This window comes from Rhodococcus sp. B7740, assembly GCF_000954115.1.
Classification (GTDB): domain Bacteria; phylum Actinomycetota; class Actinomycetes; order Mycobacteriales; family Mycobacteriaceae; genus Rhodococcoides.
This window is the reverse complement of record NZ_CP010797.1, coordinates 4404489-4426915: the sequence shown is the minus strand read 5'-3', so window position 1 is coordinate 4426915 and position 22427 is coordinate 4404489. Positions and strand designations below refer to the sequence as shown.

20 protein-coding genes and 1 tRNA gene are annotated in these 22427 nt (G+C 64.9%); 9 read left to right on the top strand and 12 right to left on the bottom strand.

Annotation, left to right across the window (positions count from 1 at the left end):
* The first annotated feature begins 1 nt into the window (after position 1).
* Positions 2 to 355: a manganese catalase family protein gene (locus NY08_RS20550; RefSeq protein WP_052683891.1), complete on the top strand. Its 354-nt coding sequence runs from the start codon at positions 2 to 4 to the stop codon at positions 353 to 355.
* A gap of 55 nt (positions 356 to 410) precedes the next feature.
* Here NY08_RS20550 and NY08_RS20545 read toward each other — a convergent pair whose 3' ends face one another.
* A complete protein-coding gene (locus NY08_RS20545) occupies positions 411 to 1502 on the bottom strand; it encodes a spore photoproduct lyase family protein (RefSeq protein ID WP_045198473.1) in 1092 nt (363 codons plus the stop codon).
* A gap of 113 nt (positions 1503 to 1615) precedes the next feature.
* On the opposite strand from NY08_RS20545, the gene NY08_RS20540 reads away from it, so the two are divergent.
* The 4 genes from NY08_RS20540 to NY08_RS20525 are packed head-to-tail and all read left to right on the top strand — an operon-like array spanning position 1616 to position 5618.
* Positions 1616 to 2713 (top strand): DNA alkylation repair protein, encoded by a 1098-nt coding sequence (locus NY08_RS20540; RefSeq protein WP_045198470.1) that lies wholly within the window; start codon positions 1616 to 1618, stop codon positions 2711 to 2713.
* A gap of 57 nt (positions 2714 to 2770) precedes the next feature.
* Positions 2771 to 3862: a LolA family protein gene (locus NY08_RS20535; RefSeq protein ID WP_052683890.1), complete on the top strand. Its 1092-nt coding sequence runs from the start codon at positions 2771 to 2773 to the stop codon at positions 3860 to 3862.
* Complete coding sequence (locus tag NY08_RS20530) at positions 3859 to 4809, top strand: ABC transporter ATP-binding protein (protein WP_045198468.1); 951 nt, start codon at positions 3859 to 3861, stop codon at positions 4807 to 4809. The genes NY08_RS20535 and NY08_RS20530 overlap by 4 nt, the downstream gene beginning before the upstream one ends.
* Positions 4806 to 5618 (top strand): ABC transporter permease, encoded by an 813-nt coding sequence (locus NY08_RS20525; RefSeq protein ID WP_045198467.1) that lies wholly within the window; start codon positions 4806 to 4808, stop codon positions 5616 to 5618. The genes NY08_RS20530 and NY08_RS20525 overlap by 4 nt, the downstream gene beginning before the upstream one ends.
* Here NY08_RS20525 and NY08_RS20520 read toward each other — a convergent pair.
* The 4 genes from NY08_RS20520 to NY08_RS20505 form a co-directional block, all read right to left on the bottom strand.
* The gene (locus tag NY08_RS20520) at positions 5608 to 6417 is read right to left on the bottom strand and encodes a lipase family alpha/beta hydrolase (protein ID WP_045198465.1); all 810 of its coding nucleotides are present in this window, start codon (positions 6415 to 6417) and stop codon (positions 5608 to 5610) included. The genes NY08_RS20525 and NY08_RS20520 overlap by 11 nt on opposite strands.
* A 21-nt stretch (positions 6418 to 6438) precedes the next feature.
* A complete protein-coding gene (locus NY08_RS20515) occupies positions 6439 to 7482 on the bottom strand; it encodes a zinc-binding dehydrogenase (protein WP_045198463.1) in 1044 nt (347 codons plus the stop codon).
* Between the two features lie 103 nt (positions 7483 to 7585).
* A tRNA-Thr gene (locus NY08_RS20510) sits at positions 7586 to 7661 on the bottom strand.
* 66 nt (positions 7662 to 7727) lie between these two features.
* A complete protein-coding gene (locus NY08_RS20505; RefSeq protein WP_045200869.1) occupies positions 7728 to 8423 on the bottom strand; it encodes an SDR family oxidoreductase in 696 nt (231 codons plus the stop codon).
* An 88-nt stretch (positions 8424 to 8511) separates the two neighbouring features.
* On the opposite strand from NY08_RS20505, the gene NY08_RS20500 reads away from it, so the two are divergent.
* Entirely contained in the window at positions 8512 to 9030 is a 519-nt protein-coding gene (locus tag NY08_RS20500; protein ID WP_045198462.1) for a CGNR zinc finger domain-containing protein, read from the top strand.
* Here the strand turns inward: NY08_RS20500 and NY08_RS20495 are convergent.
* From NY08_RS20495 to NY08_RS20480, 4 genes are all read right to left on the bottom strand, one after another.
* Complete coding sequence (locus NY08_RS20495) at positions 9027 to 10214, bottom strand: DNA polymerase III subunit delta' (RefSeq protein ID WP_045198461.1); 1188 nt, start codon at positions 10212 to 10214, stop codon at positions 9027 to 9029. The two genes, NY08_RS20500 and NY08_RS20495, sit on opposite strands and share 4 nt — an antisense overlap.
* A 119-nt stretch (positions 10215 to 10333) precedes the next feature.
* On the bottom strand, positions 10334 to 13327 hold the full coding sequence (gene topA, locus NY08_RS20490; RefSeq protein WP_045198457.1) for a type I DNA topoisomerase: 2994 nt from the start codon (positions 13325 to 13327) through the stop codon (positions 10334 to 10336).
* A gap of 109 nt (positions 13328 to 13436) precedes the next feature.
* A complete protein-coding gene (locus tag NY08_RS20485; protein WP_032395242.1) occupies positions 13437 to 14024 on the bottom strand; it encodes a hypothetical protein in 588 nt (195 codons plus the stop codon).
* Between the two features lie 147 nt (positions 14025 to 14171).
* Positions 14172 to 14375, bottom strand: coding sequence for a cold-shock protein (locus NY08_RS20480; protein WP_005248460.1), 204 nt, complete (start codon positions 14373 to 14375; stop codon positions 14172 to 14174).
* A 403-nt stretch (positions 14376 to 14778) separates the two neighbouring features.
* Between NY08_RS20480 and NY08_RS20475 the strand changes: the two genes are divergently transcribed.
* From NY08_RS20475 to NY08_RS20465, 3 genes are all read left to right on the top strand, one after another.
* Positions 14779 to 17148 carry a DEAD/DEAH box helicase gene (locus tag NY08_RS20475; protein WP_045198454.1) on the top strand — a complete coding sequence of 790 codons (2370 nt, stop codon included), beginning with the start codon at positions 14779 to 14781 and terminating at the stop codon, positions 17146 to 17148.
* A gap of 521 nt (positions 17149 to 17669) precedes the next feature.
* Positions 17670 to 18206 carry an FAS1-like dehydratase domain-containing protein gene (locus NY08_RS20470; RefSeq protein WP_144407406.1) on the top strand — a complete coding sequence of 179 codons (537 nt, stop codon included), beginning with the start codon at positions 17670 to 17672 and terminating at the stop codon, positions 18204 to 18206.
* Positions 18207 to 18288: 82 nt separating this feature from the next.
* Entirely contained in the window at positions 18289 to 19551 is a 1263-nt protein-coding gene (locus NY08_RS20465) for an alpha-hydroxy acid oxidase (protein WP_045198452.1), read from the top strand.
* A 108-nt stretch (positions 19552 to 19659) separates the two neighbouring features.
* Here the strand turns inward: NY08_RS20465 and NY08_RS20460 are convergent, their stop codons facing one another.
* From NY08_RS20460 to NY08_RS20450, 3 genes are all read right to left on the bottom strand, one after another.
* Positions 19660 to 20025, bottom strand: a complete 366-nt coding sequence (locus NY08_RS20460; RefSeq protein ID WP_442970764.1) for a flp pilus-assembly TadE/G-like family protein — start codon at positions 20023 to 20025, stop codon at positions 19660 to 19662.
* 223 nt (positions 20026 to 20248) lie between these two features.
* Complete coding sequence (locus NY08_RS25680; protein WP_082073900.1) at positions 20249 to 20383, bottom strand: DUF4244 domain-containing protein; 135 nt, start codon at positions 20381 to 20383, stop codon at positions 20249 to 20251.
* Between the two features lie 213 nt (positions 20384 to 20596).
* The gene (locus NY08_RS20450) at positions 20597 to 21832 is read right to left on the bottom strand and encodes a hypothetical protein (RefSeq protein WP_045198450.1); all 1236 of its coding nucleotides are present in this window, start codon (positions 21830 to 21832) and stop codon (positions 20597 to 20599) included.
* Positions 21833 to 22427: the final 595 nt, after the last annotated feature.

Sequence of the window (22427 nt, the reverse complement as noted above, 5' to 3'; positions counted from 1 at the left end):
AGTGCAGGCAGAGGGGGCACTGCCGGTCGATTCCGTCGGCAACCCGTGGAGCGGTGGCTACGTCTACAACTCCGGCAACCTAATCCTCGACCTGATGTACAACCTCATGCTCGAGTCGACCGGTTGCCTGCAGAAGTGCCGCATGTACGAGATGACCGCCAACAAGGCTGCGCGATCGACCATTTCGTACCGGATCGTGCGCGAGCAGGCCCCCGAAGGCGTTCCGATGGAAATCTCACCGGAACGGCTGGAGGAGTTCGCCCCGGGACTGGACACCGACCTCATGGAGCTGATTCAGCAGACCGCCGAGATGGAGATGGCCGACATCGACGCCACGTTCGGAAAGATGAAGTGAATTATCCTCTTTCGCAGCCCGGCCTCCACCGCACACCGATGGCGGCCGGGCTGCGTCACGTCCAATAGAGAAGCTGCGCGTCGGGGAGCACGGACCCCAGTTCTTCGACGAACCATGTGCGCATCTCGGTCATCGTGTCCTTGGGGTAGACGTACTTCACGCCGCCGAACTTGTTTCTCTTTGCTGTGCGGGCACTTTCGTCCATCTCGAGCTTGGTCCCCGGGTACCAACTCAACAGCACGTCCTTGCTGGACGGCGTGAATCGATGGGTGATGATCTCGGCAGTCAGGTCGAGATCAGGGACATCGCGCACCGCGTCGGCGACGTTCGAGAGCAGTCGACCGTATTGTTCGCGCCACTGCGGTATCGGCATGATCGGAGCGATCGTCAGCCCCACTCGATATCCGGCGAGAGCCAACCGTCTCAGCGCCTCGATCCGAGCGGGCATCCTCGCGGTTCCACCCTCGAATCGGTGGGCGATGTCATCGGCGTTGACCGACAGTCGAACTCGGGTTCGTCGCCCGTGATCGAGCGTCACCAACTCGGTGACGTCGTCGAACTTGGTGGTGAAACGCAGCGACACGTCGTCGCCGTAGGTTCCTGCACCCACCATGCGTACGGCCTCGGCGAGTGATCCCGTCACATGCTCGATCCCCAGAGGATCGGTGTAGCAGGACAGTTCGAAGGTGGTGCCCTCGTGTCCACGCTCCTCGGTCCCCGAGGTGATGGTGCCACGGCCGGCATGGGTGCCGATACCGGCCAGGACGTCGTCGATGTTGGCGAACACCCTGGTGATCGGAGGCCCGGACAACGAGCCCGCCAGATAGCAGTACTGACAGTGCGCCGGGCACCCCTTCGCCAGATCGATACGCCAATCTGCACTCGGCGGAATCGGTTGTGGCTTCAGCACACTCGGTGGTGCCACCACCACCGCCATCGTCGTCTTGGCACGCGCATAGGTCTCCCGCTCGGACTCACCGCGCAGGCCGGTCAGACGGTCCCCCTGCAACATATCGATCTCGGTCACTCCGGCTGCTTCGCATCGACGGATGATCTCCGCGGTATGGGGAAGCTCGGACGCAGACCGGGTGACCAGGACACGCGAGGGCGTCCACAGCCGAGTGGGGGCAGAGAGATCGTTGTCCATTACCTCTGGTCAACGTCCGGGGGCGGTCGATCCTTCCCGCCAACTGCAGCTCGGACGCTGCCCGACTCGGCTCTGTGATTCCGCGACTCATGGATCTCGGGTAAGAAGCACTCATGCCCTTCGCCGACGAACTCATCGGCCCGGACGCGGCTCGCACGCTGCTTCGGACCATCCGCAACGCCGTACCGAGTGCTGATCTGTCGCTGCTGACGGGATCGGTCGATCAGTTGGGACCGCTCACGCTGCGGGCGCGCGCCGATCTACTGCGCGACGCGCTTCTCGTGGGATTGCCCGGCGATTACGCAGAGTTCGCTCGGACCATCCGACGGGCCGCCGAGGATCCGGATTTCCAAGGCTGGTCGATCTGGCCGGTCACGAGCGCCGTGGCGACGAAAGCCGTCGAGGAGCAGACCTCGGCCGCGTTCGACGACGGAATGTCGCTGCTGGCCGAACTCACCGGCAGACTCAGCTCCGAGTTCGCCATCCGCACGTTCCTACGAGCCGATCTGGATCGGGCTCTCGCCATCGCGGCGGAATGGACTCGATCATCGGACGAGCACGTGCGGCGTCTGGCATCGGAAGGCACACGCCCGTATCTGCCGTGGTCGGTGCGTGTCCCCGAGATTCTTGCGCGGCCCGGCGTCACGGTAGCGATCCTCGACGAGCTCTACCGGGACGACAGTGACTACGTTCGGCGGTCGGTCGCCAACCACCTCAACGACTTCAGCCGGGACGTCCCGGACTTGGTCGTTCGGACGGCGGCGCGGTGGCTCGACGACCCGGACGCGCACACCGACCGGCTCGTACGACACGCACTTCGGACGGTGATCAAGAACGGTGACACCGACGCACTCGCCCTGCTGGGGTTCGCGCCCGCCGACTTGGAGGTGACAGGCCCCACCCTCGACGTCGCGGAGCTACGGATCGGTGAGAGCGTGCGCTTCGATGCGTCGATCCACAATGTCGGCACCGAACCGGCCAAGGTCGCGATCGACTACATCGTCCACCACACCAAGGCCAACGGTGGAGTGACGGGTAAGACGTTCAAGCTGACGACGAAAACGATCGCGCCCGGTGAGGGCGTCGACGTTGCGCGGCAACACTCCTTTCGAGCGTTGACCACACGGAAGTACTACCCCGGCCCGCACTCGATCGAGCTCCAGATCAACGGTGTGAGTTACGGTCTCGCGAATTTCGTGCTCGTCGACTGACGCGGGCTTTGTACTACCCACCTGCGGCACAACGGGTACGTCCGTACGGTCGATGAGGTGCACAAGAAGTGGCGGTGGCTGGCGGTGGTGCTCGGCATCGCCGTGCTCGTCACCACGCCCGCGGTGATCGAGCGCTGGCCCGTCGACGCGTCGGACATCAGTGCGGCCGAACTGCTCTCCCGCGTCCAGTCCTCGACCGCCACCCCGTACTCGGGCTACGCCCAGGCCGTCGGCGGTGTCACCCTCCCCGTCACCGACGGTCTCGGCGGACTTCCGGATCTGTTGGGCGACACCACGACTCTGCGGGCTTGGTATCGCGCCCCGGACAACTGGCGCGTCGACACCGTGCGCCTCGCCGGTGAGCGCGGTCTCTACCGGAGCCCGGCTCGGCTGTGGAGCTGGGACTACGAACAGAACACGGCCGTGGTGACCCCCGTCCCCGAGCCGAGTCTGCGCCTGCCTCGCCAAGCCGACCTGCTACCCCCGGAGCTCGGGCAGCGGTTGCTCAGCGAGGCGACCGCCGATGAGGTCACCCGGCTTCCCGCCCGTCGGATTGCCGGCCGCGACGCCCCCGGCCTGCGGCTGATCCCCAGCGAACCGCAGAGCACGATCACCGAGGTCGACGTGTGGGCCGACCCCGACAGCGGGCTTCCACTGCAGGTCGACGTGCTGGGCGACGGGGTCACTCGCCCCATCGTCAGCACCGCTTTCCTCGACTTCTCCTCCGCGACCCCGGACGCGTACACCGTCCGATTCGTCCCGCCGCCGGGCACCGATGTGCAGCAGCAGGACGGTCTCGACATCGCCTCGTTCGCCGACGGGATCGACTCTGCCGGTCTCCCTTCGACACTGTCGGGACTCGATCTGAGGGACCGCGGAGTCCAGGGTGCGGTGGGAATCTACGGCCGCGGGGTGACGGAGTTGATCGCTGCTCCGCTACCGCGCCGCGCCGCGCGGGGGCTCGTCGATCAGCTGCGGGCCGCGCCGGGGGCGGTCGTCACCGGTAGCAGCGTCGCACTGACGATCGGCCCCCTCAACGTCCTGATCACCGAGCCCAGCGCCGACCGGCGTCGCTACCTGCTCTCCGGCACCGTCACCGCGCAAACCCTGGCCACCGCCGCCCAGCAGCTCGAAGGAGCAGCCACATGATCCGCACGACCGGCCTGACCAAGAGTTACGGATCGGTGCGGGCAGTCGACGGCGTCGACCTCGACGTGCGCGCCGGCGACATCTACGGCTTCGTGGGCGCGAACGGATCCGGTAAGACGACGACCGTGCGGATGCTGCTCGGGCTCGTCCTGGCGACCTCCGGGCAGATGCAGGTGCTCGGCGAGGAGATGCCGCGGCGACGCAGGAGCGTGCTGCCGCGGGTGGGGGCGCTGATCGAGAACCCCGCCGCCTACCCCAACCTCTCCGGACGACGGAATCTCACCTTGCTCGACGCAGCCGGGCCGGGAGGTTCCCGGCGCAGCAGGACCGCCCGCGTCGGCGAGGCCCTTGAACAGGTGGGACTCGGCGGGGTGGGACGGAGGCCGGTCAAGCAGTACTCGCTCGGAATGCGGCAGCGTCTCGGATTGGCTGCGGCACTGATGCGCACCCCCGAGCTGCTGATCCTCGACGAGCCGACCAACGGTCTCGACCCACAGGGAATCCTCGAGATTCGGGAGTTGCTCCTGGGCCTGCATGCGAAGGGCACCACCGTGTTCCTCTCGAGCCACCTGCTGGCCGAGGTGGAGCAATTGTGCGACCGCGTGGGAGTGCTCGATCGAGGTCGCCTCGTTCTGCAGGATCAGCTCTCCGCGTTCCAGCAGCCGACCGGTCGGGTGCTCGTGACCACCCCGGACCCGGCCGAGGCGATCACCGTGCTCTCCGGAATCCAGAACGCCACCGTGTTCCACCGTGAAGGGCAGCAGCTCGTGATCGAACACCCGGACTCGGCCCTGCTCAATCGGCTGCTCGTCGAAGGCGGCGTCCGGGTGAGCGAGCTGAGCCCGCAGCAGATGAGTCTGGAGCAGTCCGTGCTGGCCGTCACCGGTGCCAGTGCCGACCGCGTCGACGGTCCCGTCCGCTCCACCGAGATGGAGGTGACCGCATGATCGGCGTCGAGCTGCGCGCAATGCTGAGCCGACCCCGCACGTGGGTCGTCATTCTCCTGCTCAATCTGCTGCCCACCGTCGTCGCGGGTCTGTTGGCCCTCACCGACGTCGGTCCGCGGCCCGGCGAAGGCCCCGCCTTCCTGTCGGCGGTGCTCACCAACGGTCAGCTCTTCCCGCTCGCCGCGCTCGCCATCGTGCTTCCGTTGTTTCTTCCTGTCGCTGTATCGGTCATCGCAGGCGATGCCGTTGCCGGGGAGGCCCAGGCCGGCACCCTGCGCTACCTGCTCGCGCGCCCGGTGGGACGCACCAAGCTACTGGTGGCGAAGCTGATCTCGGTGGCCGCCTTCGTGCTGCTGGCGGTGGTCATCGTGGCTGCTGTCGCGTACTTCGTCGGCACGACGCTGTTCGACGTCTCGACCGTTGGGGGCGTCGCGAGCGTGTCCGGCACGGTGCTGACCGATCAACAGGTCGCCGTGCGCACCGTCATCGCCGTGCTCTACGTGACGCTCTCGATGCTCGGAGTGGCGGCCATGGGCCTGTTCCTCTCGACCCTGACCGACTCCCCGCTCGCCGCGACGCTCGGCGCACTGGCGTTCCTGATCGCCAGCTCGCTGCTGCTGACGTTGGACGCCGCCGACGCCATCGCGCCGTACCTCCCGACGCGATACTGGTTGGCCTTCGTAGACCTCTTCCGCGACCCGGTGCCCACGCGGGACCTGGTGCGCGGGGTCGGGTTGCAGGGCGTCTACGTCCTCGTGCTTCTGGGTGCGGCGTGGGCGAACTTCACGACCAAGGACATCACGAGCTGAGACGGCTGCAATCGGCTGCGCCGAGCTGGGTGGTGGAATCGCCGTCCAACTGGGCGGACACGATTGCGCCGACGAGAGGATCGCGGGGCAGGTTCCCGTGATCGACGGTGGAGTCCGCACACACGCTCTGCACGGGGATGTCGATCGCGCCGTCGAGTCGGGCCGAGGACGGCGGGGTCACCACCTGGTCCAGTTCGGTCCACACCGACACCCACTGCGGCCCCTCCGGTGTCTCGTCGCCGGAGTTCAGGGCGGTGAGCACGGAACTGTCGGGGACGAGCTGCTGACAGGCCGTCGGGCATTGGTCGGGCAGGACCTGGGACGCCAGAGCGGCCACCTGGGTGCCGTGATGTGGGGAGCCGAGGGTCACGATGCGTCGAGCCTGCTCGACGCCGCCCAGATCGGAAGCCCAGATCCGGGCCACCACCCCGCCCGCGGAATACCCGACGACGTCGACCGACGTCGCCGCCGTCCGAGTCAGGGCTGCGTCGACGGCGTCGCGCAGGGTCTGCGCCTGCACGGTCAGGTCGCCGACGCCGCCGTCGGGCAGGGCCACGACGGTCGCGTCGCGGCCGTTCTCTCGTAGTTCCGCCGCAAGCACATCCAACGCGTCGGTGGACCCGCCGAACCCGGGGACCAGCAGCACCGGGCCGGGAACGGACTGGTCGACGCTCGCGACGGGGTCGCTCGTGGGGCGTGATGCGACGAAGGCCGCAACGGCCGCGAGAATTCCGACCAGGACGAGAGCGAGTACGAAAAACGCGAGACGACGGCGAGCGGGGGCGAGGGAGGCGAACACTTCATCCAGTGTGCCTGGGAATTAGTCCTGCTCGCGGACCACCGGCGGAACGAGCACGAACTTTCCCACGTGGTTCTTCTCCAGGAAGCGCTGCTGCGCCGCAGCGATCTGCTCGAGGGGAAACGATTCGGCCAGCAACGGACGAATCTCACCGGCCTCGATGTTCGACACGAGGTTCGGAAATACATCCTCGTCCCACGCCGTGCACCCGAGGAGCGTCAGATCGTTCAGGTACATCGTGCGTAGGTCCAGCTCGACGACAGGTCCTGCGATCGCACCCGAGGACACGTAGGTTCCCCCGCGAACGAGGAGGTCGAGCAAAGGACCGAAACCGTCGCCTGCGACGTTGTCGATCACCACATCGACGCTGCGCTTGCCGAGGGCGGTCGCCAGGTCCTCATCGCGCCCGTGGACCTCGTCCACGCCGAGTTCGCGGAGCTGGTCGTGTTTGGCGCGGCTCGCGACGCCGATCACGCGCGCGCCGCGCCGAACGGCGAGTTGCACTGCGGCAGAACCTACTCCGCCCGACGCGCCGGTGATCAGCACCGTCGACTCCGGGCGGACTCCCGCGCGAGCGATCATGTTCTCCGCCGTGCCGTACGCACACGGGATCGTCGCCAGCTCCGCGTCGGTCCACCCGCAATCGACCACGAAGACCTCGCTCGCGGGAACGACGACGAACTGGGCGAACGCGCCGTCCATGTCCGAACCCAACCAGCGCGTCTCGCCCGACGAGAATCCGTCGACGCGCATGCACGATCGAACCAGGACCCGGCGGCCGATGATGGACTCGTCGATACCGGGACTCGCACACACGACCCCGCAGCAGTCGGTGCCCTGAATCAACGGAAACGGCGTCGCGTCGTTCCATCCGCCGTCGGGGTACCAGCCCACGCGTGTGTTGATCTCGGTGTTGTTCATCCCCGCCGCCAACACTCGAACGAGCACCTCCCCCGGACCCGGCACGGGTCTCGGTACCTCGGACACGACGAGCTTGTCGTATCCACCGGTGCCGGTGGTGACGACTGCCGTCATCAGGTCACCGCGGGCGCTGTCGGTATGCATGGACCGATCTTGCAGGACCGACGGGGCGAAGGGGACGATCCGGCGCTGAATCGAACAACCACAAAGGCCCCCGACACGCTGATGCGTGTCAGGGGCCTGCTGGTGGAGCCGCCTAAGAGAATCGAACTCTTGACCTTTTCATTACGAGTGAAATGCTCTACCGACTGAGCTAAGGCGGCGTGCCTTTCGGCGTTGGTGAGTCTAACGGAGCATCACGTCGAAACGAAAATCGCCTCCTCGTGCGATCAGCCTGCAAGGCCGAGTCCTTCCGCCGGCCCGCTCAGGATCGACTTGACGTGCCTGGTCACGTCGTCGGCGAGCACTTCGGTCTCGCCGGCCTCGACGGCGTCGAGCACCTGGCGCACCACGTCGCGTGGGTCGTTCTTCGGGACGTCGAGATCGGCGATCATGTCGGTGTCGGTGTATCCGAGATGCACCCCGACGACGAGGGTTCCCTGCGGTGCGAGCTCGAGCCTCAGCGAGTTGGTGGCCGACCAGATCGCCGCTTTGGATGCACCGTAGGCACCCGCACCGCCGAGCCACGACAACACCGAATGAATGTCGACCAAGGCCCCGCCGCCGTTGGCCCTCAGGATCGGGGCGAATTCCTGCGCGATTCGCAGGGCACCGAACACGTTGGTCTCGAACACCGCGCGAATGTCGTCGATCGACGTCGTCAGCAGCGGAGTAGTACCCGGCGCACCGGCATTGTTGAAGACGATCGACACGTCGGACGCGATATCGCCAAGCGCTGCAACGGAATCGGCGTCGGCGACATCGAGGGCAACCGGCACCACCCGAGGATCGGTGTCCTCTCGCGGATTTCTGGCTGTCGCGTAGACCTTCGCGGCCCCACGCTCGAGCAACGCGTCGACCGTCGCCTTGCCCAGACCGCGCTGACCGCCGGTCACCAACACTGTTGCTCCTTGAATCGACACCATGGTCGTCACCCTTCGAGACAGAGGTCAAATGCTTTTGACTCTGTCATTCATAATTGACCGACACGACATAGTCAAATACAGTTCAGTTATGTCACTGTCTCCGACGGAGCGCTTCCGACTCGCGCCGGCACCCGACGGCTTGCAGGTGGTTCAGGATCTGCTCAACACGCGGGCCATCGATGCCTACGACCTGCCCGACCTCATCGCAGACGGCGAGACAGCGTCGTCCACCTGGGGGAAAACGTTGTCGGACGCAGACGCAGCCGCTCTACGGATACTGAGATCCGATGTGGAAGCGGCCATTGCAGGCGATATGACTGCGCAGCCGGCAGTCCGAGTCGAGCTCGTTCCGGGTACCGACGGCACCGTCCGGCTCTCCCCCACCGGCACCGGGTCCGACCGGATCGCGTCGCAGATCTGGTCGGAAGTGCTTCTCGCCCAACAGGCGGACACGTGGCGTCGACTCAAGCGTTGCAAGAACGAGGCGTGCGGATCCGCCTTCTACGACCGCTCCCGCAACAACAGTGGCGTCTGGCACGACGTGAAGACCTGCGGCAACATTGCCAATCTCCGGGCCTCGCGGGCCCGCAAGAAGACGCAGAGCTAGCGCAGTACGTCGCCCAGAGTTGCGACCATCGCATAGATCGCGAACTTCGGTTTCGCGTTGACCGCCAACGACTCTCGGCATTCGAGGATTGCTTCGATGCTCTTCAGCAACGCCTCGGGTGGGACGGCTTTTGCCATGCGTTCGACCTGCTCGGCCATGTCGGGGTGCGTCGCGGTCGCGGTCGATCCGTACGAGCGAGCGAGCGCATCTCGATACAGGCCCACCAGATCCATCAGCGCGCGATCGAGTGAATCGCGACCGGTTCGGGTGGCACGCGACTTCTGCCGCTTCTCCAGATCCTTGAGCACCCCGGCCGAGCCGCGCAGCGCGCCCGCCGCGCCCTTACCGGTACCGCCCGCACCCAGGGCCGTCCGCAGTTCCTCGGTTTCGGCCTCGTCGCGCGAGGCACTCATCTCCTTGGCCTCGTCCTCGGCGGCCTTCACCAACTCCTCGGCCGCGAGGTAGGCCTGATTGGGCCGAGCCGCAGCCGACGCCAGAGCCAGCGCACGTTTGCGACGCGCCCGCGCGTCCTCGTCGGTGGCGAGTCGACGAGCCCGGCCCACGTGGCCGCCGCTGATCGATGCGGCCCACTCCGCCGTCTCGGCGTCGAGCTTGTCGCGCGTCTGCAGCACCTGCGCGATCGCCGGCACCGTGGGCGTGACCAGCGAGACGTGCCGGCAGCGCGAGCGCAGGGTCACCGAGATGTCCTGCGGATCGACCGACGGTGCACACAGCAGGAACACCGTCCGCGCCGGCGGCTCCTCGACCACCTTCAGCAACACGTTTCCGGCACCTTCGGTGAGTCGGTCGGCGTCCTCCACGACGACCACCTGCCACAGACCTGTGCTCGGCCGACGCGAGGCGATGGAGACGATGTCTCGCATCTCCTTGGTGCTGATGCTCAAGCCTTCGGGCACGACGCGTCGCACATCGCCGTGGGTTCCGGCCATCGTCGTCGAACAGGCCTGGCAGTGCCCGCATCCCGGAACGCCCTCGGTGGTGCACTGCAATGCCGCGGCGAAGCACAGGGCGGCGATGGAACGACCGGACCCGGGCGGGCCGGTGAACAGCCAGGAATGCGTCATCGCCGACGAGTCGACGCCGCTGCGAGCCGCCACCGCTGCCTCCGTCAGATCGGCCTCGACATCTTCCTGACCGACCAATCGATCGAACACACCCGCCATGCACGCAACCCTAGTGGTTGGGGCCGACAACCCCCCGCCGCACTGTTCCCGAGCAGCGCCGAACTCGAAGTTATGGACGCATTCGGCCGAAATCCCGTCCATAACTTCGAGCTCGCGAGCTATTCGCTGTCGGTCTTCTTGGCCGGAGCCTTCTTGACCGGTGCCTTCTTCGCGGCAGTGGTCTTGGTGGCCGTCTTCTTCGCAGCAGCTTTCTTGGCCGGAGCTTTCTTCGCAGCGGCCTTCTTCGCCGGTGCCTTCTTGGCAGCCGCCTTCTTGGCCGGTGCCTTCTTCTTCACCGGCCCGCGAGCACGCCTGTCCGCCAACAACTCCGACGCGCGATCGTCGGTGATCGACTCCACGTCGTCGTCCTTGCGCAGGCTGGCGTTTGTCTCACCGTCGGTGACGTACGGCCCGAAGCGACCGTCCTTGATCACCATCGGCTTCTCACTGATCGGGTCGACGCCCATCTCGCGTAGCGGCGGCTTGGCTTCACCCTGACGACCGCGACGCTTGGGCTCGGCGTAGATCTTGAGCGCCTCTTCCAGCGTGACGGTGAACATCTGATCCTCGTCGGCGAGCGAGCGAGAGTCGGTGCCCTTCTTCAGATACGGGCCGTAGCGACCGTTCTGCGCGAGGATCTCTTCCTTGGACTCCGGATCGACTCCGACGACACGCGGCAGCGACAGCAGCTTGAGTGCATCGTCGAGCGTGATGGTCGCCAGATCCATGGACTTGAGCAGAGAACCGGTGCGCGGCTTGGGGCCGGTCGCCTTCTTCGCAGCCGCCTTCTTGGCCGGTGCTTTCTTGGCCGCGGCCTTCTTCACCGCGGTCTTGACCCCGCCGCCGCCGTCACTGTCGTTGCCGGACGGCACCGGGACGATGTCGGGCTCGGGGGGCGTCGGTTCGGGTTCCGGCTCGGGCAGGATCTCGGTGACGTAGGGCCCGAAACGGCCTTCCTTGGCGACGATGTCGTGACCGGTCAGCGGATCGACACCGAGTTTGCGGCCCTCTTGCGGTGTGGCGAACAGCTTTTCGGCGAAGTCGATCGTCAATTCGTCCGGCGGAAGATCGTCGGGCAGGTTGGCGCGCTGGCTGATCGGATCGCCGTCGGGATCGTCGTCGTTGCGCACCATGCGCTCGAGGTACGGGCCGTAACGGCCTACGCGCACATGGATCTCGCGCCCCTCGGAGTCGTCGAACAGGCGAATGGAGTTGATGGTGCGCGCATCGATCTCTTCGAGATTCTGGCCCACCATCTTCTTCAGACCACCGGAGCGGGCCACCGAACCCTCGGCACCGGTGTCGCCGCCGAAGTAGAAGCTCTGCAGCCAATTGCCGCGTCGCTCACGGCCTCCCGCGATCGCGTCGAGGTCGTCCTCCATCCCTGCGGTGAAGTCGAAGTCCACCAGACGCCCGAAGTGCGCCTCCAGCAAGGCAACCACCGAGAACGCCACCCACGACGGCACCAGTGCACTGCCGCGCTTGTAGACGTACCCGCGGTCGAGGATGGTCTTGATGATCGACGAATACGTCGACGGCCGACCGATGCCCAGTTCCTCTAGCGTCTTGATGAGCGACGCCTCGGTGAATCGTGCGGGCGGGTTCGTGGTGTGGCCGTCGGGATCGAGCTGGGTGGCGGTGACGGCCTGGCCCTGAACCAGGGCAGGCAAACGGGATTCGGCGTCGTCGGACTGTCCGCCTGCCTGATCGTCGACGCTCTCCACGTAGGCCTTGAGGAAGCCGGCGAACGTGATGGTGCGACCGGATGCGGAGAACGTGCACTCCTCGCCGGTTCCGGCCGTTCCGGTGATGCGCAAAGTCAGCGTGGTGCCGCGAACATCGGCCATCTGCGACGCGACCGTGCGCTGCCAGATCAACTCGTAGAGTCGGAATTCGTCGGTCTGCAGGGCCGAGTGCAACTGACCGGGCGTCTGGAAGACGTCACCGGACGGGCGGATGGCCTCGTGGGCCTCCTGCGCGTTCTTGACCTTGCGGGTGTACTGCCGCGGCGAGGGATGGACGTACTCCGGCCCGTAGAGCTCGGTCGCCTGTGTGCGTGCCGCGGAGATCGCCGACGCCGACAGCGTCGTCGAGTCGGTACGCATGTAGGTGATGTAGCCGTTCTCGTACAGCCGCTGCGCGACCCGCATGGTGCGCTCGGAGCTGAAGCGCAACTTGCGGGCGGCTTCCTGCTGCAGCGTCGACGTCATGAACGGCGGGTAGGGCTTGCGGGTGTAGGGCTTGTCCTCGGCGGACGCGACCGTCAGATCGACGCCCTCGAGAGCCTCGGCGAGGCGTCGGGCACGGGGTTCGTCGAGGACGGTCACTGCATCGGACTTGAGCTTGCCGTCGGCCCCGAAGTCGCGACCGGCGGCGACGCGATTGCCGTCGACATTGACCAGACGGGCACCGAAACTGCGCGGCGTTGCCTCGGCTCCGGCGTCGAGCGTGGCGGAGATGTCCCAGTACTCCGCGCTGCGGAAAGCCATCCGCTCGCGCTCACGCTGGACGACGATGCGGGTGGCGACGGACTGCACTCGGCCTGCCGAGAGCTTCGGCATGACCTTCTTCCACAGCACCGGGCTGACCTCGTAGCCGTAGAGACGGTCGAGGATACGACGCGTCTCCTGGGCGTCGACCAGGTCTTGGTCCAGGTCGCGGGTATCGGCCGCGGCGGCGAGGATGGCCGGCTTGGTGATCTCGTGGAACACCATGCGTCGAACGGGGATCTTGGGGTTCAGGGTCTCGAGGAGATGCCAGGCGATGGCCTCACCCTCGCGGTCGGGGTCAGTGGCGAGATAGAGCTCGTCGGCGTCCTTGAGCAGGCTCTTGAGCTCGGCGACCTTGCCCTTCTTCTCCGGCGAGACGACGTAGAGGGCCTCGAAGTCGTGGTCGACGTCCACGCCGAGACGCGCCCAGGGCTCACCCTTGTACTTCGCGGGAACATCCGCGGCACCGCGGGGAAGGTCGCGAATGTGGCCGACGGAGGCCTCGACGACGTAGTTGCTCCCGAGGTACGGGGCGATCTTCTTTGCCTTGGTCGGAGACTCGACGATGACCAGACGACGTGGCTCGGCGGAGCTGTCCCCCGTGCCGCTGTTACGTGCTGCCACCTTGCTGCCGAACCTTCCCTAGTGCGTTTTCACAGGCAGATTTGCCTGTCCCACTACTAACAGACTGACATACGTCGGCCAAATACTCGCAGATCAGTCACAGATCGTTCTACTCGGCGTGGGGCCAATTGGTACGTGCGTCCACGTTCTGTGGAGCCTCGCCGACGTTCTCGGTCAGTCGCAACAGCCGACGTCGACCGGTGATTCGGAGGCCAGGATTGGATCCGCGCGTGCCGATGAGCGTCGGCGCGATACCCGCGCGCATCAGTGACTGAGCCAGGACGGCGTGCGTCTCCGGCGCATGAGGATCGAGGCCGAGCACGTAGCGCTCCCCCTCGGCCTCGGGACGACCCGATGCGAGCACCCAGGCGCGCAGTTCACGGGAACCCGGTACCCAACCGGGCGGGACGGCCTTGACAGCGCCCTTGGTCCACAGAGACGCCAAGGCAGACAGTTCGGGCACCGACGCGGTACGCACCAGTGGTCTGTCCTCTTCCGACCGACCGAGCTCCGGCGTCAGACCGCATTGCTCGATGAGTTCGGCGATGGCATCCGCGCGCCACTGCGCGTCGACCACGACGGAGATACGGGCCGAACCCGAGGAGGTGACGACATGCCCGGTGGCAGCCAGCAGCCCGCTGAGATCGGTCACCGCGGGCGGTAACGACTCGGCAGAGAAGAAGGACAGCTGGTTCACAGCATGGACATTAGGACATCGGCGTCCGCGCTCACGGCTTTCGACGCTCCCCGGTGGTTCGCCCGAACGAAACATCCCCCTTTCCCATCGCCTGTAGTAGGCCGATGGGAAAGGGGGATGAGTATCTCGACTCCGAAGAGAAGAGAATCAGACTGCGCGAACGCCCGTGGCCTGAGGACCCTTGGTGCCCTGTCCGACCTCGAACTCGACGCGCTGGTTCTCCTCGAGGGTGCGGAAGCCGCTGCCCTGGATCTCGGAGTAGTGAACGAAAACGTCAGCGGAGCCGTCTTCTGGTGCGATGAATCCAAAGCCCTTTTCGGCGTTGAACCACTTCACAGTTCCCTGTGCCATGCTTTTCCTTCTCTTTCTAACACCGGATTCGATGGAGCGCACTTTCGATCCATCGGGCCGGTTCCGACCGCTGCACTTGTACGAATCCCCCTCAGGATTCCCCCTGATGGACGAGCTCTCCCAGTACCGCGCCCGCAACATAAGATCCTGCGAAGCGTAGAACGAACACAGAAGCTGCGACCGCGTCAAGTGAACCATGAACTCCGCGTTCGCAACAGTCGAAAACCGACCCTTTTCGAACAAATTGCCCGCGTCGGGGGAGCACACACCGCCGGACGGGCGAAATACCACTCTCACCAGGGCTCGAGCGGCCCGTTTCGCGTCCGCGATAGCATGAGGACCCCAGGTCGCATCGAGCTCGAACGGGTGGCCAGTAGATCGAACGAATGCATGGAGACCGGCAGTGAGCGACAAGCATCCGCTGGGCGGTGCGGATGTAGAGACTTACGGGCAGCGGTTGCTGGATCGGGTGCTGGCGGGCTCGCCCGCGAACAAGAGCCCGCTGACCCACGTCGCGGAGCTGCCGGCACGGGCCTCGCAGTTCGCCTCCTGGCCGTCGTGGGTCGGCCCGGAAGTGGTGCAGGTGATCACCTCTCGTGGGATCGCACAACCGTGGACGCATCAGGCACGTGCGGCGACACTCGCGGCCGAAGGCAGTCACGTGGTGCTCTCGACCAGCACGGCGTCGGGCAAATCGCTGGCATATCAACTCCCGATTCTGACGACGCTGTCCGCCGATGCCCGGGCGACCGCGCTGTACCTGGCCCCCACCAAGGCCCTCGGTGCCGACCAGCTACGCACCACGATCTCGATCACCGACGAGTTACGTTCGTGCTCAGAAGAACTCGCCGAAGTGTTCCCCAGCGCGTACGACGGTGACACGCCGATCGAGATTCGCCAGTGGGCACGCGCCAATGCGCGGTGGATCTTCACCAATCCCGACATGTTGCATCTCGGCATCCTCGGCTCGCACGAGCGATGGTCGCGGTTCCTTCGCAATCTGCGCTACGTGGTGGTGGACGAATGCCATTACTACCGCGGCGTTTTCGGATCCAACGTCGCGTTGGTGCTACGCCGGCTACGACGCCTGTGCGCACGGTACGGCGCATCGCCGGTATTCGTTCTGGCCAGTGCGACGACGTCCGAACCGGGGCGAGCAGCCAGTCGCCTCATCGGAGCGCCGTGCGAGGAGATCACCGAGGACGGATCCCCGCACGGAGCACGCACCGTCGCATTGTGGGAACCGCCGCTGCTCGAGGAGATCACCGGCGAGAACGGTGCGCCGGTTCGCAAGTCGGCCGGGGCCGAGGCGTCGCGCATCATGGCCGACCTGTTGGTGGAGGGCGCGCGAACCCTGGCATTCGTGCGGTCCAGACGCGGAGCCGAAGTGACCGCTCTGGGTACCCAGCGAATTCTCGCCGACGTCGATCCGCAGCTAGTACGACGCGTCGCCGCCTATCGCGCAGGGTATTTGGCCGAGGACCGGCGCAAGCTCGAATCCGATCTGTCCGACGGCACCCTGCTCGGCGTCGCCACCACCAATGCGCTCGAACTGGGCGTGGACATCGCCGGTTTGGACGCGGTGATCGTCGCCGGCTTTCCCGGCACCGTCGCGTCGTTCTGGCAGCAGGGCGGCCGGGCAGGACGACGCGGGGAAGGCTCGTTGCTGGTACTGGTGGCGCGTGACGATCCCCTCGACACGTATCTGGTGCATCACCCGGCGGCCCTGCTGGACAAGCCTGTCGAGGCCACCGTCACCGATCCCACCAACCCGTACATCCTGGCTCCGCAATTGCTCTGCGCTGCAGTCGAACTACCGATCACCCTCGTCGAGGCCGAGGAGCTGAACGCGGAATCGGTGCTAGAGGAACTCGAGCTGAAGGGCTACGTACGCAAGCGTCCGCACGGGTGGTTCATCACCCCCGAGGGACAGCAACTCTCGCCGCACGGCGCGGTCAACATTCGCGGCGGCACCGGGGTGCAGGTGGCCATCGTCGACGGCGAGTCGGGCCGCATGCTCGGCACAGTCGACGGGGGAAGAGCGCCCGCCACCGCCCACCCCGGTGCCGTCCACATCCACCAGGGCGAGTCCTTCGTCGTCGACGAACTCGATCTCGATGCCGGTCTCGCACTGGTGCACGCCGAGCAGCCCGAATGGAACACCTCGGCGCGCGAGATCACCGACATCTCGATCACCGCGGTGCACGAATCCGTCGACTACGGCGAGGTACGCGTCGCGCTGGTTCAGGTGAACGTCACACATCAAGTCGTCGGATATCTGCGACGCCTGCTCTCCGGCGAGGTACTCGATTCCATCGAACTCGACATGCCCGCACAGACTCTCGACACCCGAGCCGTCATGTACACCATCACTCCGGAGTTGCTCGAGCACAGCGGAGTTCCGTACGAACGATTCCCCGGATCACTGCACGCCGCGGAACACGCCGCGATCGGATTGCTGCCCCTGGTGGCGACCTGCGATCGCTGGGACATCGGCGGAGTGTCGACGGCACTGCACCCCGACACCGGCCTGCCGACGGTGTTCGTCTACGACGGATACGACGGCGGAGCAGGCTTCGCCGACCGAGGACACGTCGCCATCGCAGACTGGCTCACCGCCACGAAAGACGCCATCGTCTCGTGCGAATGTCAGACCGGATGTCCCTCGTGTGTGCAATCACCCAAATGCGGAAACGGCAACGATCCACTGGACAAAGACGGCGCTGTTCGAGTGTTGACGGCGGTGTTGTCGGCCATCACTCGGGAGGGGTGAGCGGGCCGCCCCAGCTCGGCCGCAAACGCGCGCGCATTCGCTGAACGCGAGCAGAATTGCTGCCGCATCGGGGCGGATCTGCGCGCAGCGGTGCCCCAGTTCGGTCGCAAACGCGCGCGCATACGCTGAACGCGAGCAAAATTGCTGCCGCATCGGGGCAGATCTGCGCGCAGCGGTGCCCCAGTTCGGCCGCAAACGCGCGCGCATTCGCTGAACGCGAGCAAAATTGTTGCCGCATCGGGGCAGATCTGCGCGCAGCGGTGCCCCAGTTCGGCCGCAAACGCGCGCGCATTTGCTGAACGCGAGCAAAATTGCCGCCGGATCGGGGCGGATCTGCGCGCACCTGGCAAAAGCGCGCGCGTTTGCGAACCTGCGGCGAGGCGCGCCCTGGCGAATCTCCAGCACACCGCCGACTCCACTGTGATCGTTCGCAAATATGCGCAACTCTGACGACCTGTCAGTTCTGAGTCTGTTCCAATGTCGATGACTCGACAAAGCCGGAGGACTTGTGGAGGTCCGACATGCCTGTGACCGATCACGTGACGGGCCGGTATGCAGCGGCTGTTCCGGCCATCGTGGAAAAGGTGGGTTGTCACTATCTCCCGCCGCAGGACTACGAGATCGGGCGTGAACAGATTCGAGAGTTCGCCCGGTCCGTCCAGGACGACCATCCATCGCATCACCTCGAACGTGCCGCAGCCACTCTCGGCTACGACTCGTTGATCGCCCCCGTCACTTTCGTCAGCGTCATCGGCACGCGGCTGTTGCCCGAACTGTTCGAGCACCTGCTGATCGGCTACTCCGTGAGCGACGTGCTGCACACCGATCAGCAGATCGTGCTCCGACGACCGTTGGAGGTGGGCGACCGGATCAACTCCGACCTGTGTCTGGAATCGTTTCGACAGTCCTCGGGCAGCGACGTGATGGTCACCAGCAACACCCTCACCGACGCGTCGGGAATCGAAGTGATCACCTGTCGAACCACATTCGTGGCCAGGACCGGTGGATACACCGAACCCGCGATAGCCACGGCGCTCCGCACTCTGATGCGGAGCTGACGGGGCACCACCCTGCGCGTCGCTGCCGGGACCTCGGGTGGTGTGGTGGGAGGAGATCCGCCCACAGAATCGAGACCATGACATGCCCATCACCCGGCAGATTCCCAGAGCTACCGACCTGCGCGAGGTCCTCTCGTTCAAGAAGCCCGATCTGAACCTGCGCCGCCGACGCCTGAGCGCGGCACTCACCATCGACGATCTCCGCACCATCGCCCGTCGACGCACCCCGCGCGCGGCGTTCGACTACACCGACGGTGCCGCCGACGCCGAGATCTCACTCTCGCGAGCTCGTCAGGCCTTCCGCGACGTCGAATTCCATCCCTCGATCCTGCGGGACGTCTCCCACGTCGACACCTCGACGACAGTGTTCGGTGGGCCGTCCGCGCTCCCGTTCGGCATCGCGCCGACGGGATTCACCCGCCTGATGCAGACCGAGGGTGAGTACGCCGGGTCTGCCGCAGCCGGAGCGGCTGGAATTCCGTTCTGTCTCTCGACGCTGGGCACCACGTCGATAGAGGACGTCAAGGCCACCAATCCGAATGGGCGCAACTGGTTCCAGCTCTACGTCATGCGCGACCGCGACATCTCGTTCGGGCTGGTCGAACGCGCCGCGAAGGCAGGCTTCGACACACTGCTGTTCACGGTCGACACACCGGTTGCAGGAGCTCGCCTGCGCGACAAGCGCAACGGGTTCTCCATCCCGCCGCAGTTGACCGCGTCGACGATCGCCAACGCCATTCCGCGTCCATGGTGGTGGTGGGACTTCCTCACCACGGCCAAGCTCGAGTTCGCGTCACTGTCTTCGACCGGCGGCACGGTCGGGGAGCTGCTCAATTCGGCGATGGATCCGTCCATCTCGTTCGAGGACCTCGACGTCATCCGGGAGATCTGGCCCGGCAAGCTGGTCGTCAAAGGTGTTCAGTCGGTGGCCGATTCGGCCCGTCTCGCCGAACTGGGAGTCGACGGCATCATCCTGTCGAACCACGGAGGCCGACAGCTCGATCGCGCTCCTGTCCCCTTCCACCTGCTGCCGCAGGTCGTGCGCGAGGTCGGCTCCGACTTCGAGGTCGCCGTCGACACGGGCATCATGCACGGTGCCGATATCGTCGCCTCCATCGCGATGGGGGCGTCGTTCACACTCGTCGGCCGGGCGTACCTGTACGGCCTGATGGCCGGCGGCCGCCAGGGCGTCGATCGCATGATCGAGATCCTGCGCGAAGACATCGTGCGCACCATGCAACTGCTGCAGGTCAATTCGATCGCCGAGCTCACCCCGGAGCACGTCACTCAACTGACTCGGTTAGCCCCACTGCAGTCCGGGGCCCGCACCGTTACTCCACACTGACGGCTGAAGTCGGACCGTCGAGGCCCCAGGTTCGCGGCCGGGTTCGACGCAAATGCGCGCGCATTCGATGAACGCGCGCGGAATAGCCGGCTCGAACGGGGCGAGCCGTCACCCCGGACCCGCCCGAGCCGTGGCGATGGCGTCGGACATTCCGAAGCGCCCGAGGAACACTGGTTGGCCTACTGTCACGACCACGTCCCAACCCTCGATCGTGCACTTCCGCAAATCGGTCGACATCCTGCTCGCCACTGATCGCGCCGACTCGCAAGCGTCGGTAACCCCACGATCCAGTGCGCCCGCCCCGGCCAGCGCCGCGAGATCGGCCGCCGACTGCGCCTGATGACGAGCGTCCACCGCCGAGCCGACGTGCATCACCAGCACCACGACGGCGATCAACGCCGACATCGCCAGCGCCGCCAACACCGTCGCCCCACCCTCATCGTCACGCAGCGCCCTCCGGAAAGCGAGCATCATTCCGCTGCAACCGGTTCCGCAGCAGCAACGGCCTCCGCCGCCAACGTCAATCCCGGTAGCGGACTCTCCACCTCCACCCGCGCGACGAAGACCTCGCCATCCTCCGTCACGGTCACCAGAGCACCCTCCGGCGCAACCCGCTCCCCCACCGTCACAGCCCTGGCCGTATCCCTCTGGCCGCCAATCGAGCGGCCTCCCTGGCCGTCATCATCACACACCAGTGTCAGACGGCAGTGTTCAACGCTCCATCGATGATCCCCGTCAACGCCGTCACAATGCTGTCCCCGGTCACCACCGTGTACAGCACCGCCCCGAATGCCGCGGCCGCGATGGTCCCGATCGCATAGTCGCCTGTCAGTGTTTACAACACGAGACAGACGGCATCTTGGTCCTACACGAACGGCAACCGGTCGGAAATGGGCAACCCGACACCTATTGCGCACACGGCAAATGTGGCATCCTCTGAGTCCTGACGTGAGCGGTGCATCTACACCCACTCGGCACTCCGTTCGTTTAGCAATCGCAAATCGCTAGACGGGTGGCGCTATAGGAAAACCCAAAGCCGAGGCACTTATCGCTTTGACTTCTTCGAGAGTCGCCGATCGACTTCGTGAAGAAAAAATAACCTATTGGATTTCAGATCATCTCTGTCTTTCAATCGCTGATTATAGGCTTTCACAAATGGCAAAGCCACGCCTACCGCAGCGGGAAGTAGCACCGACAATCCAGCGACCAATCCGCCTGCTGCGATTACGACACTGGCACCTGTGGCGATCTGGGAAGCTCCATCATTAGCGATCTCATCGAGCAATGTCCGAGGGTAGGATTTCCCTTTTGCGATAGCGCGCATTTGCACCAACTGCGGTGCGATCTTCTGATACCAAGCTTTCTCTAGCTCATACTGGACAGCAGCCGAATCTTCGACACCCTTCGCTTCGATAGCATCCGAAAGGTCGATCATCTCACCACGAAAGTTTGGCAAGAAGTCTCCGAGGTCCTCACGAAGGTCAAGCACCTGAGCGAGACTTGAGCGTTGGAAACTTGGCAATCCCGTCATGACTGACGTGGCAATGGATGCGGGGCTTGTCGGCGATGATGAAATCAGAGTATCCGTCCCAGCCTGTGCGCTGGGTAGACCCACACCGCTGAGCATTAGCGAAGTTGTGGATGAGGCATCAATTAAATCCGGTAGGGCATTTCCGAGAGAGGACCAATACGGTCCAGCCTGCTCCGAGAAAGTAATTCTAAAAACCTGCTCCTCGCGATCCTCCTCGGCCGGAAACCAGCCGTCGAGTGACACTGAATCAAGCTCGCGCAGCAACTTCATATCGTCAGAATTTAGCTCGTGGCGTTTTTTATAGAAGAATGAGCTGAGTTCATCCGTAAGTTCGTTCATCTGTTCGACGTACTTTTCGTGGAAGGGGGTACCCATAATGTCTGGCAAACCCCCACTGCCAACAAAATCTATGACCCGCTCACGTTCGGCCAGCGCTTCCTCCTCGGGGGCGAGTAGCGACCTGTTCACAGGATACGCAAGAGAATCTCCTTGGTCCGGAAATGCAGAGTAGTTCACAAAAGCTAAGTACCGCTGCAACGGCATGTACGTAAATCTACCGAACTCCGCCTCGCTTACCCTTGCGACCTCTTCTCGAATGCTTCGTAGGTCAATTTGGTCCGCCACGAGCACAGCCGACTTAACTAGGTTTACGTCGTATTCCGCGTAGGCCGAAAAATCAGACTTGAACAGTAGATTTCCGTAGTCCAGGACAGTCGGATCGCTGATGATTGTTAAGTCGAAGATGCCCATGAGACAGGATTCTAGCCATCAATTAGGTCATGCGCTGCGAAGCCACGTTATTCGACTTCGTATCCAACAGAGGACACGACGAACGGCTCAAATCCCGTTCGCCGGTGCTCAAGGACTCGACAGACTTCGAGATCCCGGTGGGCGAACAACGACCCGTCCTGTGCGTTGACACGGAGCCGCGCGCTAGTTGTTCTGGGCATGGCTCCGGGTGTGTTCATAGCGCTGTCCTTCTGTTCGTCGCGTGTGTGTCGTTCAGGACGATCGAGAACCATTCGTTTGGGGGGTATTCCGAGCGCGTTCAGAACCTCGAACGTGGGTGGAGCGCCAACACCCCTCAACCTGGGCGCGACGGCATCGGCTAGCGACAGCTCGTGTCGAAGCCAGCTGTCGATGTCTGCAAGATAGCGCTGGAGCCCGGTCATCTGCCCATCTTCGACTTCGGGTGTCGGGTGCCAGAATCGCTCGGGGAGCCGAGCCATCAAGGACTCGATCGAACCCGAGGCCGCCTCTGTACCGCGTCGGCGGTTCATCGGACACAGCGGCGAAGAAGCTGGGTCCCAACGTGACGAGGCTCAGCGAAATTCCCCAACCGCGC

What these genes read in the sequence shown, in the direction of transcription:
- NY08_RS20545 (WP_045198473.1), bottom strand. Translation starts at nt 1,502, where the DNA reads ATGGACAACGATCTCTCTGCCCCCACTCGGCTGTGGACGCCCTCGCGT.
- NY08_RS20540 (WP_045198470.1), top strand. Translation starts at nt 1,616, where the DNA reads ATGCCCTTCGCCGACGAACTCATCGGCCCGGACGCGGCTCGCACGCTG.
- NY08_RS20530 (WP_045198468.1), top strand. Translation starts at nt 3,859, where the DNA reads ATGATCCGCACGACCGGCCTGACCAAGAGTTACGGATCGGTGCGGGCA.
- NY08_RS20525 (WP_045198467.1), top strand. Translation starts at nt 4,806, where the DNA reads ATGATCGGCGTCGAGCTGCGCGCAATGCTGAGCCGACCCCGCACGTGG.
- NY08_RS20515 (WP_045198463.1), bottom strand. Translation starts at nt 7,482, where the DNA reads ATGCATACCGACAGCGCCCGCGGTGACCTGATGACGGCAGTCGTCACC.
- NY08_RS20505 (WP_045200869.1), bottom strand. Translation starts at nt 8,423, where the DNA reads ATGGTGTCGATTCAAGGAGCAACAGTGTTGGTGACCGGCGGTCAGCGC.
- NY08_RS20500 (WP_045198462.1), top strand. Translation starts at nt 8,512, where the DNA reads ATGTCACTGTCTCCGACGGAGCGCTTCCGACTCGCGCCGGCACCCGAC.
- NY08_RS20495 (WP_045198461.1), bottom strand. Translation starts at nt 10,214, where the DNA reads ATGGCGGGTGTGTTCGATCGATTGGTCGGTCAGGAAGATGTCGAGGCC.
- NY08_RS20480 (WP_005248460.1), bottom strand. Translation starts at nt 14,375, where the DNA reads ATGGCACAGGGAACTGTGAAGTGGTTCAACGCCGAAAAGGGCTTTGGA.
- NY08_RS20470 (WP_144407406.1), top strand. Translation starts at nt 17,670, where the DNA reads ATGCCTGTGACCGATCACGTGACGGGCCGGTATGCAGCGGCTGTTCCG.
- NY08_RS20465 (WP_045198452.1), top strand. Translation starts at nt 18,289, where the DNA reads ATGCCCATCACCCGGCAGATTCCCAGAGCTACCGACCTGCGCGAGGTC.
- NY08_RS20460 (WP_442970764.1), bottom strand. Translation starts at nt 20,025, where the DNA reads ATGATGCTCGCTTTCCGGAGGGCGCTGCGTGACGATGAGGGTGGGGCG.
- NY08_RS20450 (WP_045198450.1), bottom strand. Translation starts at nt 21,832, where the DNA reads ATGGGCATCTTCGACTTAACAATCATCAGCGATCCGACTGTCCTGGAC.